We start from the raw sequence: 13,866 nt of genomic DNA on the forward strand, positions 1-13,866 counted from the left end.
CGGAAGCCGTTCTGACGGCACCGGCGCCGCACCCGCACCACACGAGCCCATGAGCCCGTACCAGGGAAGACACCGGAAGGACCCCCCTGTGACCACTCACGTGGACCCTCAAGCCGCACCGGCACCGGCGGAGGAGTTCCTCAACCGGCCCGCCACCCTCAGCCAGCGCATCCACTCGGTGCTGCACCGTCAGCCGGCGCTCAGCCCGGCCATCGTCCTGGTGCTCGCCGCCGTGGTGTTCTCCCTGGTGAACGAACGCTTCTATGCGTTGCAGAACCTCTCGCTGGTGGCCCAGCAAGTGGCCGTCATCGGTTCGCTCGCCGTCGGACAGACGGTCATCATCCTCACCGCTGGCATCGACCTGTCGATCGGCGCCGTCATGGTGCTGGCCTCGCTGCTGATGTCGAAGCTCGTCGCGGACAGCCACTGGCCCGGTTGGCTCGCCCTGCTGGCCGGTGCGGTCGTCGCGATAGCCGCCCAGGCCGTCAACGGGCTGCTGGTGACCAAGATCAAGCTGCCTCCCTTCATCGTCACGCTCGGCACCCTCAGCGTCTTCACCGCGATCACCCTCATCTACGCCAAGGGCCAGACCATCTCGCTGCAGCCGGGCAACATCCTCATGTGGAGCGGCCAGACGGTCTCCCTCGGCCAGCTGAACCTGACCTACGGCGTGCTGCTCATGATCGCCCTGTACGCGGTGGTCGGCTACGCCCTGCGCTACACCGCCTGGGGACGCCACCTCTACGCGGTCGGCGACGACATCGAGGCGGCCCGCCTCGCCGGCATCTCCGTCAACCGTGTCCTGCTCAGCGCCTACATGCTGGCCGGGCTCACCATCGCCGTGGCGGCGTGGGTCCTCGTCGGCCGGGTCGGCGGCGGCGACCCCAACAGCGGCCTGAACGCCAACCTGCAGTCCATCACCGCCGTCGTCATCGGCGGCACCAGCCTCTTCGGCGGACGCGGAGTGGTCTTCGGCTCGCTGATCGGCGCGCTGATCGTCCAGGTCTTCGTCAACGGCCTCGCCTTGGCCGGCATCGACCCGAACTACCAAGTCCTCGCAGTCGGCGTCCTCGTGATCGCGGCTGTCTCCGTCGACCAGTGGATCCGGAGTGTGAAGTCGTGACGACCGCCACCGCCCCCGTTCTCGAGGCCAAGGGCCTGGTCAAGGTCTTCGGCAGGGTCGTCGGCCTGAACGACGTCGACCTCACCCTCTACCCCGGCGAGGTCCTCGCCGTCATCGGCGACAACGGCGCCGGCAAGTCCACCCTGATCAAGTGCCTGTCCGGGGCCCTCGTACCCGACCAGGGAAGCATCCTCGTCGACGGCAAGGAGGTCCACTTCAAGCGGCCCCAGGACGCCCGCGACGCCGGTATCGAGACGGTCTACCAGACCCTCGCCGTGGCCCCTGCCCTGGACATCGCCAGCAACCTCTTCCTCGCCCGCGAGATCCGCCGCAAGGGCATCCTCGGCTCAGTGTTCCGCATGCTCGACACCGGCGAGATGAAGAAGCAGGCCGCCGACCACATCAAGCGGCTCGGCATCGGCACCCTGCAGAACATCAACCAGGCGGTGGAGACGCTCTCCGGCGGCCAGCGCCAGTCCGTCGCCGTCGCCCGCACCGCGGCCTTCGGCGGCCGGGTGGTGATCCTCGACGAACCCACCGCCGCCCTCGGCGTCCGCGAGACCGGACAGGTCCTCAAACTCGTCCGCGACCTGCGCGACCAGGGCCTCGGCGTCATCCTCATCAGCCACAACATGCCCAACGTCTTCGAGGTCGCCGACCGCATCCACATCCAGCGACTCGGCGGCTGCGCGGGCGTCATCACCCCGCAGTCCCACTCGATGGAGGACGCGGTGGCCATCATGACGGGCGCGAAGAAGCTCGCTCCCGAGGCGAGCTGAAGGGAACCACAGGGGACATGACCGCCGAGTACCGGATCACCGAGGACCGCCTCGGCGGCGAACCCACCCTCGTCGTCTCCGCGCCGGACGGTTCGGCACACGCCGTGCTCGCCCTGCGCGGAGCGACCCTGCTGAGCTGGCAGGTCAGGTGCGGAGAGGCCGGCCCGCTGAAGGAGTTGACGGACGGCTACCGCGACGAAAAGGAACTCCTCTGTCAGGACGGCGTACGCGCCGGCCTGATGGCCCCCTTCACCAACCGCGTAGCCGACGGCCGCTACCGCTACGACGGACACGACCACGACCTGCTCCCCGGCCGCCACGGGGACCGCACGATCTACCACGGCTTCGCCCGCGAGACACCGTTCGAACTCGTCCACGCCACCACGACGGCCGACTCCGCCCGACTGCTGCTGCGCACCACGAGTATCAGACCGGCCCGGTACCCCGGCTACCCCTTCGCCCTCGACCTCGAAGCCGAATACACCATCACCGGCCGCGAGCTGAGCATGGTGATCCGGGCGACGAACATGGGCGACACCACCGCCCCCTACGCGGCGGGTTGGCATCCGTACTTCGCTCTGTCGCAGTCCATCGATGACCTGGTCCTGCAGATCCCCGCGCACACCGTGATCCGCACCGACGCCTCCCTCATCCCACTGGCGGGCGACGCCGCCCTGCTCCCTCTCGACCAGTGCCCCGAGATGGACTTCCGGATGCCGAAACGACTCGGCGACGCGGTCATCGATGCCTGCTTCGCGGACCTGACTCCCGGCCCTGGCGGCCGGATCGAGACAGTACTGACCAACCCCCCGACCGGCGAGGAACTGCGGGTCTGGCAGTACAGCGGGAACATGCACGTCTTCACCGGAGACACCCTGGCCCGCGACCGGCGCGCCTCCATCGCACTCGAACCCGTCGAGACGATGACCAACGCCTTCAACCGCACCGAACACGCCACCGCCCTTGCCCTGGAACCCGGTCAGCGAAGGGAGTTCAGCTTCGGGGTCGTGTACGGGGCTTCGGGAACCCAAGGCTGAGCTGGGGCCCGCCGGTAAGCCTTGTTGGACTCGAACCCACAACCAATGGATCAAGAGTCCTGGCCAAGGCTTGCCGGGTGGTTCCGGATGCTGCTTCGCTTTCCGGAACCACCTGGTCAAAGCAGGTGTGCCGTGATGCCCGGTGCGGCTCGTGACGGCCCGTGTCGCAGTGTTCGCTCACGCATCGCTCACGCAGAAGAGCCCGGCTGAGCAGCGGTTCCGCGCGAAGACCGACCGCCGCCGCACAGGGCCCGATCACCTGCTGCCAGCGGGCGCGTCCCGTGATCGGGCGGCAGAATGGATCCGTCCCGGCCACTGGATGGCGCGAGGAGCGGACATGGAGATCAAGCCTCGGGCGGTCGTCCTCCCCAAGGAGACGGATCATCTCGAACAGGGGAAGTACGGGCCCGTTTTCCCCAGGACTCCGGCGTGCTACGGGTTCACCATCGTCGCGCGGGTCAAGCCCGGTCACGCCGATGCGATGCGCCAGTACGGCTACGCGCTGGCCGAGGCGCTGGAACAGGATCCGTACCTTCTGGCGCCGTTGAAGCTGCACTACCTGCGCTGGGTGCTCTTCGACGACGACACCCGCTTCATGTACCAGGGGATCTTCGACACCGACTTCGACAAGTACACCGAGGACGCCATCGCGCTGTTCTCGAAGGCGGGCGTGAGCACGGCGTTCGAGCATCTGGAGGGGTTCCCGGAGGACTGGCGGACCAATCCGGAGGCGTTCGTCAGGTTCGTCCGTGAGCACCACTGTCCGAGCTTCATCGAGTACGGGGAGTATCCGTACGTGACGGCGGACGAGATCAAGAAGGCATTGCGGATCAAGAGCGCTCTGTCGGAGATGCTCGACCAGATGCAGTGAGGCTGGGAGCTGGGCGATGAGCGAGACCAGAACAGCGCGGGTCTACAACCAGCGGCACGTTCCGAGGAAGTACACGCCGACCGGGCGGCGTGTGAGCGTCTACGTGTCGTGGAGCTATCCGGCCGAGGCGGGCCGGAACGCGGCCGAGCTGGACAACCGGTTCTCCACCCTGACGGAGGTGCGCCGGGTGGCGTGGCCTGCGTACGAGGACCCGAAGTGGTCGGACCCCTATCGGTTCCAGCAGGGCATCGCGGGCTCGCTGGAGCTGTTCTTCTGGGCCTGGGTGCCGTTCCAGGACTTCGTCGAGGAGGTGACGGGGCATCCCGTCCCGGTCTACCAACGCATCGACCAGGCCGGATTCCGTACCCCGCTGGATGAGCGGGTGCTCGACGACACGGACGTGCTGTTCGTCTTCGGACTGGACCACATGATCACCAGGCAGGAAGCCGAGCCGGGGGAGATAGGGGCGCTGCGGGCCTTCCTCGCCCGGGAGGAAGCCCGCCTGGTTCTGGGGCCCCACCACGACGTGGGCGCGTCGGACGATCTGTCCGTGCGGGAGGTGGAGTACCGCCACCACGGCGATCCCCTGGTGCCGCGCCAGCAACGGTTCGCCACCTACGTCAGGGACGTGATGAAGGGCCTGGGCGTGCCGGTCATCAACCGGTACGGGCTGCGTCCCGCCACCGGTGAGGGCAACCGGATCGCTCCTTTGTCGACCGTCAGGGATCTGGACGAGAAGGGGTGGCTGAACGGGGTCACGAACTTCAACTTCCACATGCACCTGCCGCACTACGCGGTGACCAGTGATGAGCCGAAGGCCATCCATGTGCTGGCCCGGCAGCCGATCGACACTTCCCGGCCCCATCCGTTCACCGACGAGGGGAACAGCGAGTTCAACATGTTCCTGTGGATGCCCCCGGGCGGTGACCGCGCGGCCGATGTGCTGCTGGCCGACTCGACGATCTTCAGCACGCTCTTCGGCGCCGACGACAGCCTGCGGAATTTCTGGCGCAACCTCGTCTCGTAGCGATGCCGCAGGGAGGCCGACGTGAGCGCACCCACCCACGTCACACTCGAAGTCGACGACATCCAGCGCGGGGTCCTCAGCCCACGCCCCACCCCGTATGCGGCGACGTACCTCGTCTTCCGCATCGACGACCGCGCCCAGGGCCGGGAGCTGATGCGGCGGGCGAGCGCGGCGGTGACCTCCGCCGCCGACACCTCCAGTCCCCTGGGGGACACCTGGGTCAGTGTCGCCGTTACTTGCTGGGGCCTTGAGGCCCTGGGGGTGCCGCGCTCATCGCTGGAGTCGTTCGCCTGGGAGTTTCGGCAAGGCATGGCGGCACGCGCACGAGCGCTGCGCGACGAGGGCGACAGCAGCCCACAGCACTGGGAAGCACCGCTCGGTACCCGCGACGTCCATGTGGTGATCACGGCGATCGCACCCGACCCCCCTCGCCTGGAGGCGGCCATCGACCGCGCCCGTCCCGCCTACGAGCGTCTCTCCGGCGTGACGGCCATCTGGAGGCAGGACTGCTACGCGCTGCCCACCGGGAAGGAACACTTCGGCTACCTCGACGGCGTCAGCCATCCAGCCGTGGAAGGCAGCGGCATCCCAGGGTCCAACAGGCTGGAAGCGCCCCTGAAGAGCGGCGAGTTCGTGCTCGGCTACCCGGATGAGATCGGCGGTGTCCAGACGCCTCAGCCGGCCGTGCTCGGGCGCAACGGCAGTTATGCGGTCTTCCGCAAGCTCCACCAGGACGTCGCCGCGTTCAGACGGTATCTGAGGGACAACTCCGCCGGCCCCGAGGACGAGGAGCTGATTGCGGCGAAGATCATGGGCCGCTGGCGCAGCGGGGCCCCACTGGCGCTCGCCCCGCGGCACGACGATCCCGGCCTCGGCACCGACCCCCACCGCCGCAACACCTTCCTGTACCAGCAGGACGACCCGACGGGATTCACCACGCCCGGCAGCTGCCACATCCGCCGGGCCAACCCGCGCGACGCCTCGGTGGCCGGGGAGGTACGGCTGCACCGCATGATCCGGCGCGGCGCCGTCTACGGACCGCCGCTGTCGGAAGGCGTACTGGAGGATGACGGGGCGGACCGCGGTCTGATGTTCGCGTTCATCGGCGCCCACCTGGGCCGGCAGTTCGAGTTCGTCCAGTCGCAGTGGATGAACGACGGCGTCTTCTTCGGGGCCGGCAACACGAAAGACCCCGTCGTCGGCGCCGCCGAGGGGCAGACCGGCTACACGATCCCCCGACGGCCCGTGCGGCGCCGCCTGGCCCCGCTGCCCCGGTTCGTCGTCACCCGTGGAGGCGAGTACTGCTTCCTGCCGAGCCTGAGCGCCCTGCGCTGGCTCGGGGACCTCCACGACTGACCGGGCGGACAAGCGCCATGGACACCCTGCATCTCGTCCTCAACTCGGTCACCGTCATCTTCATCGCGGCCACCATGTTCGCCGCCGGCCTGCGCGCCACCGTCCCGGCACTGCGTGGCGTCTTCGCTGACGTCCCCCTGCTGTTGCTGGCACTGATCGCCAACATGGTGGTCATCCCGCTGCTCGGCTGGGGCATCGGTGCACTGTTCGGTCTCCCCTCGGCCGCCTTCATCGCCCTCGTCCTGATCGCCTCCTCCCCCGGCGGCCCCTTCGGGGCGAAACTGGCGACCATCCAGCAGGGCGACATCGTCGCGGGCGCGGCAATGCAGGTACTGCTCGCCTCCCTCGGCAGCCTCACCTTCGCCCCCACCGCCAACGCCATCCTCACCGCCGCAGACATCGGCACCAAGGTCTCCCTCGACGTCGGCGCGATGGTGCGAACGGTGGCGCTCCTGCAACTCGTCCCCTTCGCCATCGGCCTGCTCATGCGCCGCTACGCCGAACCCACCGCACAGGCATGGCACCCCACGGCAGCCGCGGTCTCCAACATCACGTTCCTGATCGTGTTGGCGGGCATGCTGCTCGGCAGCTGGCACGACGTCGCCGACCTCTTCGGCTCACTCGCCCTGCTCGCGGGCTTCCTGCTCGCCGTCTTCGCCTTCGCCCTGGGAACCCTGCTGGCCACCGGCCCGATGACACGCCGCACCACCATGGGCGGCGTCGCCTCGGTGCGCAACGCAGGCCCGGCCCTGGCCGCCATCGGCCTCGCCTTCGCCGACCAGCCCGCCGTCCTGGGCGCACTCGCCGCGATCCTCCTCAGCGGCCTCGCGGCAGCCCTCCCGATCGCCACGCTGCTCAGCAGGCGCAGGAGTGCTCCGGAGACGCCGCAGGAACTCGCTGATCAGGCGGCCACTCAGTGATTCGCTTCCCGCAAAGGCCGACAGCATGGACTGGGCGGCCAGAGAGGCGGCGAAGAGCTGCACCCGCACGTGCAGCCGGAGTCCGCGAGCTGGTTCCGGATCCGACGACAACCGTGGCCAGCGGCCCAGGGCCCCCGGCGCTCCTCCGACTCTTTCCATCCGTCGAGTGACACCTGAAGACCACCGCTGAGGTAGCGGTACAGGGCGCTGGCAGTGGTATCGACGAATTCCCGGGGGATGGCCTCGGCATCGACCCAGCGTACGTGGGCGTGCTTGCGTGGTTCGCGGTTTTCGGGCTCGCCGGTCCATTCGTGGGCTGTGAAGACGACGGTGACGAAGCCGTTGGGGGCTTCCACGCCCCAGGCACCGTGAATGATGTGGGCGACCTTGAGAGACTCCGGCTTCACGATCAGGCCGGTCTCCTCGTACAGCTCGCGCACCGCGGTCTCGGTGATCGGCTCACCGGGCTCGCTCTTGCCGACGGACGGGTGGGTCATGCAGGCTCGGAGGGCTCGATGAGCCCTGGGCCACGCAAGTGGTTGACGGCCGATGCAGAGCACGAGGCCGGGCCTTTGCACGTAGGAAGGTCCGTCGGTCACTACGGCTTTCGATCGCCAGCCAGACCACTGTCGCCATGCGACGCGGACCGGAGGACTCCGTAGCGACGTGAACTTTCCGGGTGTCGGCGTTTCAGCCGGGGCGGCTGATCGCTGCCATTGATCAGGCACCCTGTGCGGTCACCGTTAATGTCGCGGAGGCGAGGGCACGACCGCGGAGGCGGCCGTGGGCCTACGGATGCCCAGCGACCCACGATGGATGCGATGTTGGTGGCCGGTGACGGTCGCCGCCCGCGCACACTGGGCGCCCCGGCAGCCGATGAACTCGGCAGCAAGTCCTGCGAGGATCATCCGACGCACAGGCCACCACCTGTGAACAGACGTGGACGCCCATGATCCAGTCAAGCTCACAGCGCACCCCCCGATGCGCTCCCCCAGGCCGCCCGCGAGACGGCAACCAGTCGACTGCGGTCAACGGTCGCCGGTACCATGATCGCACACTTCTCGAACATGTGTACCGATAATCGAGTGTGAGGCGACACCTGCAGGTGAAAGGCCGACCCAACCTGCTCGGCACTGACCCATCAACGAGAACGCAATGCCCGGCCGACGCGCCCCCACCCCGTTGGCGGCCGACCCCCGGCGGGTCTGCTGTGCCCCTTGCGCCGTCTACCGCATCCGGGGTGCGCCCACGTGAACGGTGTCGCAGAACACCGGGACCACATGCCTGCCCTGTGGGTCGGTGATCTGCAGGGATGCGCCGTAGTCGGTGTGCGCGGGGTGCGGTGGTAGAACCTCGATGCGTGGGTCGTCCTCGACCGGGATGGAGCAGGAACCGTCTGCGGCAGGGGCCGCAAGGTAGAAGAGCGGGAAGTCGACCGTCTTGTCATGATCCAGCACCAGCCGGACCGGCGCCTTCGCTTTCGGCTCCGACCAGACGGCCGGCCCTTTGCCCGCGTAAGCGTGCAGCTCCGGGTAGCCGTTGAAGGCGCAGGGTGCGGTGCTGGTGTTGGTCGCGCTCAGCAGAGCCGCCGGCGCCCTACTCGACTTGTCGGCAAGGCGCGTCAGTCTCCACCGCAACTGCTTCGTGGCGCACGCGGCACCTGACCGCACGGCTGCCGAGGCCGAGGGCGACGCGGACGTCCGTGACGGCTCAGAGGCCGGCGCTGTCGTCCGTGACGGTCCCGAGGTTGGCCGCGCGGCAACACGGTGTTCTGGACCGCATGCCGCAGCAGCCACAACCACTGCCAGGCTGATCGCGGAGACCACCGCTGTTCGCCGTGCCATGAGTACATCCCCCTGGTGACGCATCCCTGCAGAGGCTGGGTGCCCCCACTTCTGCCTCCCGGTCAGGGAGATGCACGCGCCTGCATGAAGGTTCCCGAGTCTGACGCCCCCAGGTGGATCGTCGTCACCCAACGACCCCGGGCAAGCCCACCGCTGCGCCTTCGGCACCGGAGTCGGCGAAGGCGGCTCGTGATCGTATGGCTCAACGGAACCCATGGCGCAGGCAAGACGACGACCAGTGGGCTCGTGCAGCAGCTGATCCCGGATTCACGGGTGTTCGACGCCGAGAAGGTGAGCGAGACGCTCATGGACATCACACCGGGGCTGCCCGCTACGGACAACTTCCAGCACTGGCCGCCATGGCGGCCGCTCGTAGTCGAGACCGCCCGCCGCGTACTCGACTGCATCGGCTGCACTCTGGTGGTGCCCATGACGGTCCTGGTCGAGCAGTACTGGCGCGAGATCAGCATGGGCCTTGCCCAGCATGCCACCATCTCAGTTCGGCACTTCGTCCTCCATTCCCGGTGGCGTCGAACTACAGAGTGAAGGACCAGGACCGGTCCGCTGCGTCGATGACGCCGGTGCGCAGCTGCTCGTCGCGGTGCCGAGCGAGGATCTCAACGGTCTCGTGGAGGCCGAGGGTCGTCCGGCCGCGCTTCAACGACCATCTCAGCCTTGTCCGAGTGATGCCGGCGCCCATCCACTGGGGCACCCGCTCGTCCTCGGTGGCCATGCGCTGACTGTAGGGAGCGAACGCGGGCGTTGCCACCGGACTCTGCACCAAGGACAGGCACTCGGTGGGTGTGCGGCAGAGCGCAGCTGTCACGAAGGGCTGACGAACGGCATTGCGTCAGCCCACTCCCAGAATGCGTGGCCGGCGTTGACTGCTGCCTCCATGACGGCGAACAGTCTGGAGGTTTCGGCGTCGGGCGGGACGTCGACAGCGATGAAGCGTGCGCCGTTCCACTCACTCAGAAGGTCTGCCGCGATGATTTCGGTCTTGATCTCGTCAGCGGCTTTCTGGAGATCGGCGGGCGGTAGATCAGGAGTGAACAGGAGCCGCAGCGTGCGATGCGAAGAGTTCCTGACCACCTCGCTGACGTAGTCGTCGTCGTTGAGCACCACAACGTCACCCAGAGCGATCCCGTAGGTGGAGAAGGGAATGCAGGCGACCTCGTAGCTCCCGTCGTTGACCGCCCTGAGCCAGAGCTGCTCGACCTGTCCGTCCAGGCCGAAGGGCGCCAGGTCGGCGCGCGCGATGTAGTTGGTCGAGGCGCGTCCGACCGGTTGCTCATGGACGACGAACTGCATGACGGTTCCCCCGATGACCAGCCCCGACGGTCTGCCATGATGCCGGAGCCCGTCACTGCTGTTGTCGGCGGGGTGCAGGCAGCCCGAGTGGGACCGGTCCGGTCCGGTCCGCTCGAAGCGCCGGGCCGGCGACACCGTCGACCAGGTCTTGGCCGGAGCTGACGTCAGCCCGTCCGCGCTCCACTACGCCCGCAGCCGCGCCCCTGATCTGGCCGTTGCCGCCCAGCACCAGACCCGGTTCGACGCGTACGTCCTCGACGCCCTGCGCGGTGTCGACCCGGATGGCGTCACTGCTGCCGTCTGATCTGCGCAAATAGAGGGTTTCCCCGCCGTCTCGGACCCGACACCACCGCCAGGGCCGGACCCGATCAACCTCACCAACGCAGTCCTCAACGCGACCCGGCCCGAAAACCGTCCCGCCGTCACACAGGCGACGGACGACGTGGTCGGCGACGTTCCCGCCTCCGAGGACACCGCCCCGTGACCACCAGCCACGCCCCCAGGGAGGCGACAATGAAGCCCACCCAGCCTCAGCCCCGGCGCACCGCCCTCGAGCGGTTCCCCGGCCGGAGGCTCCCGCGGCTCCTGGCCGGCGGAAGAGTACGCCGCCGCTCGACGCACCCAAGGCTGGCCGGACGCCCGGGTCGTGATGGACCTGCGCGGCGACCAGTTCCTCGTGGTCACCGACACCCCCACCCAGTATCAGAGTCCCCGTGCGCGCCGCGCCCCGCCCTTCCTGGCCGGGCGCGGCGCACCCACGCGTTCCCGTTCCTTCACCACCGAGCAGGAGACGCCCTTGCCGACGGGCTCCCCGTCCCAGCCGCCGCCGACCGGATCGAAGGACATCCGTGACCGGCTCCGAGACCCGGCCGCGGTCCGGTGCATCCTCGACCTGGACGGACTCCCCCGCGTCCAGGACGCGTCCTTGGAGCGTACGGGGAGGGCGCCGGCTTTGAGGTCCTGCACATGCTCGGCCGCACAGGGACAGGCAACCTGGGCACCTGCTGGGGGTGAAGGAGATTCCCGAGGTATACCCCAAAGTCCGCCTTCTCAGCCTGGCGGCTTGCCGACAACGATGTTCCGTCCCCCGTTCCACGGGACATCAGGGTTCCGACGGCCGCCGACCGGTCAGAAGTACGAAGGGACGTAGTTGTAGCAGTAGTTGCGATCGCCGTAGTAGCTGTCCCCGTCGAGCAGCAGCCAGCCGCCGGTGCCCTTGCCCACGATGCCGTCCTGGCTCAGACCGTGACCCGAAACTCCCTGGTACCACTCGACCCACTTCTTCGTCTGGGGTCCCCAGAGGTGGTCTTCCGGCAATGGGCGACCCTTGCCCTTCGACTGTGCCACGTCGTTGACCAGGTGCTGAACGCACCAGACCCCATGGATGTTGTTGGGGTAGCCGTCACCGATGTACGAGGCACTCGGCGAAGCCGAGGCCTGAGTGGCGAGCGCACCGGTCATGCCGGTGAGAAGCAATGCGGTACCTATGGCGGTCGCCGCCACCTTGCGGATACGCGTGCCGTTCATGATGCTTCCTCTGCTTCCTCTCGTTCGACGGTGTGCCCGACCCGACCAGATTCGCGAAGTACCGTGTTGCTGTCGGGCAGGTGGAGCCGGCCCAAGCATCGATGCCGCCCAGCGGATCGATCACCCATCCCCGTCCGGACTCCCCCGCCGGCATCGGCCTGGCTCCGACCACTGCCTGAGGCCGCTGTGGCCTAAAGGCTTTTCAGGGACGGCGTCCGATTTACGCCTTCTTGCTCCGGCCTCTGATGGTCGAGACTCGGCAAGCTCCGTACAACTCCATGGTCGGCAGTCCGCCCGGAGCGCCGCAAAGGATTCGGTCCTGCCCGAACAGTGCAGCTCCGGTGCAGGCTGACGCCAGCTGACCCAGGGGAGTTCGATGCTTTGCGTGCACTTCACGCTGGAGGACCTTCTGCAGGTCACCTTGGCGCCGGCTCCGGCACCGCTGATGGAACTGGTCCTTGCCACAGCCATGCTGCAACATCAGGGCATCGACCCGGTCTTCTCCCGATGGCAGCAACGAACGCTCCGGACTTTCCCGCGCACCGCACGCCCTCTTCTGGAACTCGTACCGCCGACGGGGAAGGGACCGCTGTTCCTTGACCCCCTCAGCCGGGGGCTCGATGACGGGCTGGACCAGGTCCGGTCGAGCCCCACCGCGTTCGTGCGCGCCGAACTGCAACGTGTGTGTGCCGCCGGTCGCCCGCAGACTCCGTGGAAAGTCCACCTCGCCGAACAGGACCAAGTTGCCTGGCAGTTGCTTCAAGACGCGGTACGCGCCGGGTACAACGGTCTCCTGGCCCCCGCCTGGGACCGAATCACCTCCGGGTTCGACGCGGAGCAGGCATGGCGCGCGCAGATTCTCGCCCGGCACGGGATCCGCGCGATGCTGGCCGGTCTGACCTCCGGGATCCGCTGGCGCGGAGCCGTCCTGGAGATCGACTCCCCCGAGGACCGTGAGATCCACCTGGACGGGCGCGGCATCACCCTGCTGCCTTCGGCGTCCTGGGCCGGCCGGCCTCTGGTCGGCGACTACCCCCACCGTCCTGCGCTGCTGGTGTACCGCGCGGTGACTCCGCTGACGCTGCTGGAGGAACCCGCGACCAACGATCCGGTAGCCGCCCTCCTGGGACGCACCCGGTCCGCCATCCTGGCCCTGCTCACCCGGCAGCGCACCACCACCGAGGTGGCACGTGACCTCCGCATCAGCAAGTCCTCCGTCTCCGAGCACGCCAAGGCGCTTCGGCATGCGGGCTTGATTGTCAGCCAACGCGAAGGCCAAGCCGTTTGGCACACCTGCACGCCACTTGGGCTGGTGCTCATCAGCGGGAGCAGCGCAACCGAGGCCGCTGATCTCGCGCGGTGAGTGGCGGGCGCCTGCGGGGGCAGCCTTCGAAACGCAGAACAGGCCGTGGTGGGCGTCGTCCCCCGCCCATTGTGGTCCCTCTGCGGCCGCGTGATGCCGAGGCTGGCTGCGTGTCCTCTTGCTCGCAGGCAACCGAACCGCGTCAACCGCAAACCCTGGCCGCAAGCACCCCGACCATCCCTGCGGCTGCGAGTGGGACGACGCCTGGTGCATGGTCTGGGTACCCAACACTGAACCCGGGTTGAGGCGAACTGAGGGCGACTGCCGACGGCCAACGCCCGGACCGTAGCGGCGACGCCGAACAGCAGACGAGGGTCGACCGGTGGCCAGTTGCCGGACGCGCCCCCCACGAAGGCGATATGTCCGTCGACGGCGACTGACTTCAGCGACTGCTCCAGCGTTCCGGCGGTGTCGACGACGCGGTCGACCCCTCGCCCGGCGGTGATTTCGCGGGTCGCGGTGTGCCAGTTCGGGATGTCGCGGTAGTTGATGACCTCGTCGGCTCCCAGATCGCGAAGGCGCTGTTCCCTTGTCCGTGCGGTTTGTCGTGGCGATCACTCTCGCGCCCAGGAGTTTGGCGAACTGCACCGCGAACAGCGACACGCCGCCGGAGGCGGTGGTCAGCACGGTCTGTCCGCGCTGGATTCCGCGGCCGTCGCCGGTCAGGGCGTTCCATGCCGTGACGGCGGCGCAGGGTAGAGTTGCCGC

General features: G+C 68.2%; 14 protein-coding genes and 4 pseudogenes. 11 read left to right on the top strand and 7 right to left on the bottom strand.

The features are described 5' to 3' along the window. Nucleotides 1-88 precede the first annotated feature (88 nt). From ABT288_RS35790 to ABT288_RS35820, 7 genes are all read left to right on the top strand, one after another. A complete protein-coding gene (locus ABT288_RS35790) occupies nucleotides 89-1,123 on the top strand; it encodes an ABC transporter permease (protein WP_067041074.1) in 1,035 nt (344 codons plus the stop codon). Continuing rightward, the gene (locus ABT288_RS35795) at nucleotides 1,120-1,902 is read left to right on the top strand and encodes an ATP-binding cassette domain-containing protein (protein ID WP_351617015.1); all 783 of its coding nucleotides are present in this window, start codon (nucleotides 1,120-1,122) and stop codon (nucleotides 1,900-1,902) included. Before ABT288_RS35790 ends, ABT288_RS35795 begins: the two co-directional genes overlap by 4 nt. 17 nt (nucleotides 1,903-1,919) lie before the next feature. Then, nucleotides 1,920-2,939 (top strand): aldose 1-epimerase, encoded by a 1,020-nt coding sequence (locus tag ABT288_RS35800; protein WP_351617017.1) that lies wholly within the window; start codon nucleotides 1,920-1,922, stop codon nucleotides 2,937-2,939. A gap of 337 nt (nucleotides 2,940-3,276) precedes the next feature. After that, nucleotides 3,277-3,810, top strand: coding sequence for a hypothetical protein (locus ABT288_RS35805; RefSeq protein WP_351617020.1), 534 nt, complete (start codon nucleotides 3,277-3,279; stop codon nucleotides 3,808-3,810). Nucleotides 3,811-3,826: 16 nt separating this feature from the next. After that, on the top strand, nucleotides 3,827-4,837 hold the full coding sequence (locus ABT288_RS35810; protein WP_351617022.1) for a hypothetical protein: 1,011 nt from the start codon (nucleotides 3,827-3,829) through the stop codon (nucleotides 4,835-4,837). A 21-nt stretch (nucleotides 4,838-4,858) separates the two neighbouring features. Further along, nucleotides 4,859-6,193 carry a Dyp-type peroxidase gene (locus tag ABT288_RS35815; protein WP_351617025.1) on the top strand — a complete coding sequence of 445 codons (1,335 nt, stop codon included), beginning with the start codon at nucleotides 4,859-4,861 and terminating at the stop codon, nucleotides 6,191-6,193. Between the two features lie 17 nt (nucleotides 6,194-6,210). Beyond that, nucleotides 6,211-7,113, top strand: a complete 903-nt coding sequence (locus tag ABT288_RS35820) for a bile acid:sodium symporter family protein (protein ID WP_351617027.1) — start codon at nucleotides 6,211-6,213, stop codon at nucleotides 7,111-7,113. Nucleotides 7,114-7,268: 155 nt separating this feature from the next. On the opposite strand, the pseudogene ABT288_RS35825 reads toward ABT288_RS35820, so the two are convergent. Then, nucleotides 7,269-7,595 (bottom strand): annotated as a pseudogene (locus tag ABT288_RS35825) (NUDIX domain-containing protein); the annotation flags it as partial. A gap of 744 nt (nucleotides 7,596-8,339) precedes the next feature. Then, complete coding sequence (locus ABT288_RS35830) at nucleotides 8,340-9,173, bottom strand: DUF4232 domain-containing protein (protein WP_351617029.1); 834 nt, start codon at nucleotides 9,171-9,173, stop codon at nucleotides 8,340-8,342. Between ABT288_RS35830 and ABT288_RS35835 the strand changes: the two are divergent. Then, a pseudogene (locus tag ABT288_RS35835) lies at nucleotides 9,147-9,479 on the top strand (ATP-binding protein); the annotation flags it as partial. The gene ABT288_RS35830 and the pseudogene ABT288_RS35835 overlap by 27 nt on opposite strands. A 13-nt stretch (nucleotides 9,480-9,492) precedes the next feature. Here the strand turns inward: ABT288_RS35835 and ABT288_RS35840 are convergent. After that, nucleotides 9,493-9,690, bottom strand: coding sequence for a hypothetical protein (locus ABT288_RS35840; RefSeq protein ID WP_351617031.1), 198 nt, complete (start codon nucleotides 9,688-9,690; stop codon nucleotides 9,493-9,495). Nucleotides 9,691-9,779: 89 nt separating this feature from the next. Next, nucleotides 9,780-10,268: a DUF4265 domain-containing protein gene (locus ABT288_RS35845; protein ID WP_351617034.1), complete on the bottom strand. Its 489-nt coding sequence runs from the start codon at nucleotides 10,266-10,268 to the stop codon at nucleotides 9,780-9,782. A gap of 148 nt (nucleotides 10,269-10,416) precedes the next feature. Between ABT288_RS35845 and ABT288_RS35850 the strand changes: the two genes are divergently transcribed. Then, a complete protein-coding gene (locus tag ABT288_RS35850) occupies nucleotides 10,417-10,572 on the top strand; it encodes a hypothetical protein (protein ID WP_351617036.1) in 156 nt (51 codons plus the stop codon). Nucleotides 10,573-10,781: 209 nt separating this feature from the next. Next, nucleotides 10,782-10,965: pseudogene (locus ABT288_RS35855) on the top strand (DUF8839 family protein); the annotation flags it as partial. 5 nt (nucleotides 10,966-10,970) lie between these two features. Here ABT288_RS35855 and ABT288_RS35860 read toward each other — a convergent pair. Together ABT288_RS35860 and ABT288_RS35865 are read right to left on the bottom strand one after the other, a co-directional pair. Then, a complete protein-coding gene (locus ABT288_RS35860) occupies nucleotides 10,971-11,114 on the bottom strand; it encodes a hypothetical protein (protein WP_351617089.1) in 144 nt (47 codons plus the stop codon). Nucleotides 11,115-11,396: 282 nt separating this feature from the next. Continuing rightward, complete coding sequence (locus ABT288_RS35865; protein WP_351617038.1) at nucleotides 11,397-11,795, bottom strand: hypothetical protein; 399 nt, start codon at nucleotides 11,793-11,795, stop codon at nucleotides 11,397-11,399. A gap of 385 nt (nucleotides 11,796-12,180) precedes the next feature. Here ABT288_RS35865 and ABT288_RS35870 point away from each other — a divergent pair, with 385 nt between their 5' ends. After that, on the top strand, nucleotides 12,181-13,158 hold the full coding sequence (locus ABT288_RS35870) for a winged helix-turn-helix domain-containing protein (RefSeq protein ID WP_351617041.1): 978 nt from the start codon (nucleotides 12,181-12,183) through the stop codon (nucleotides 13,156-13,158). Between the two features lie 308 nt (nucleotides 13,159-13,466). Here the strand turns inward: ABT288_RS35870 and ABT288_RS35875 are convergent. Beyond that, nucleotides 13,467-13,667, bottom strand: a pseudogene (locus tag ABT288_RS35875) (zinc-binding dehydrogenase); the annotation flags it as partial. Nucleotides 13,668-13,866: the final 199 nt, after the last annotated feature.

The sequence above is a fragment of the Streptomyces sp. NPDC001093 genome (assembly GCF_040298985.1).
Classification (GTDB): Bacteria; Actinomycetota; Actinomycetes; order Streptomycetales; family Streptomycetaceae; genus Streptomyces.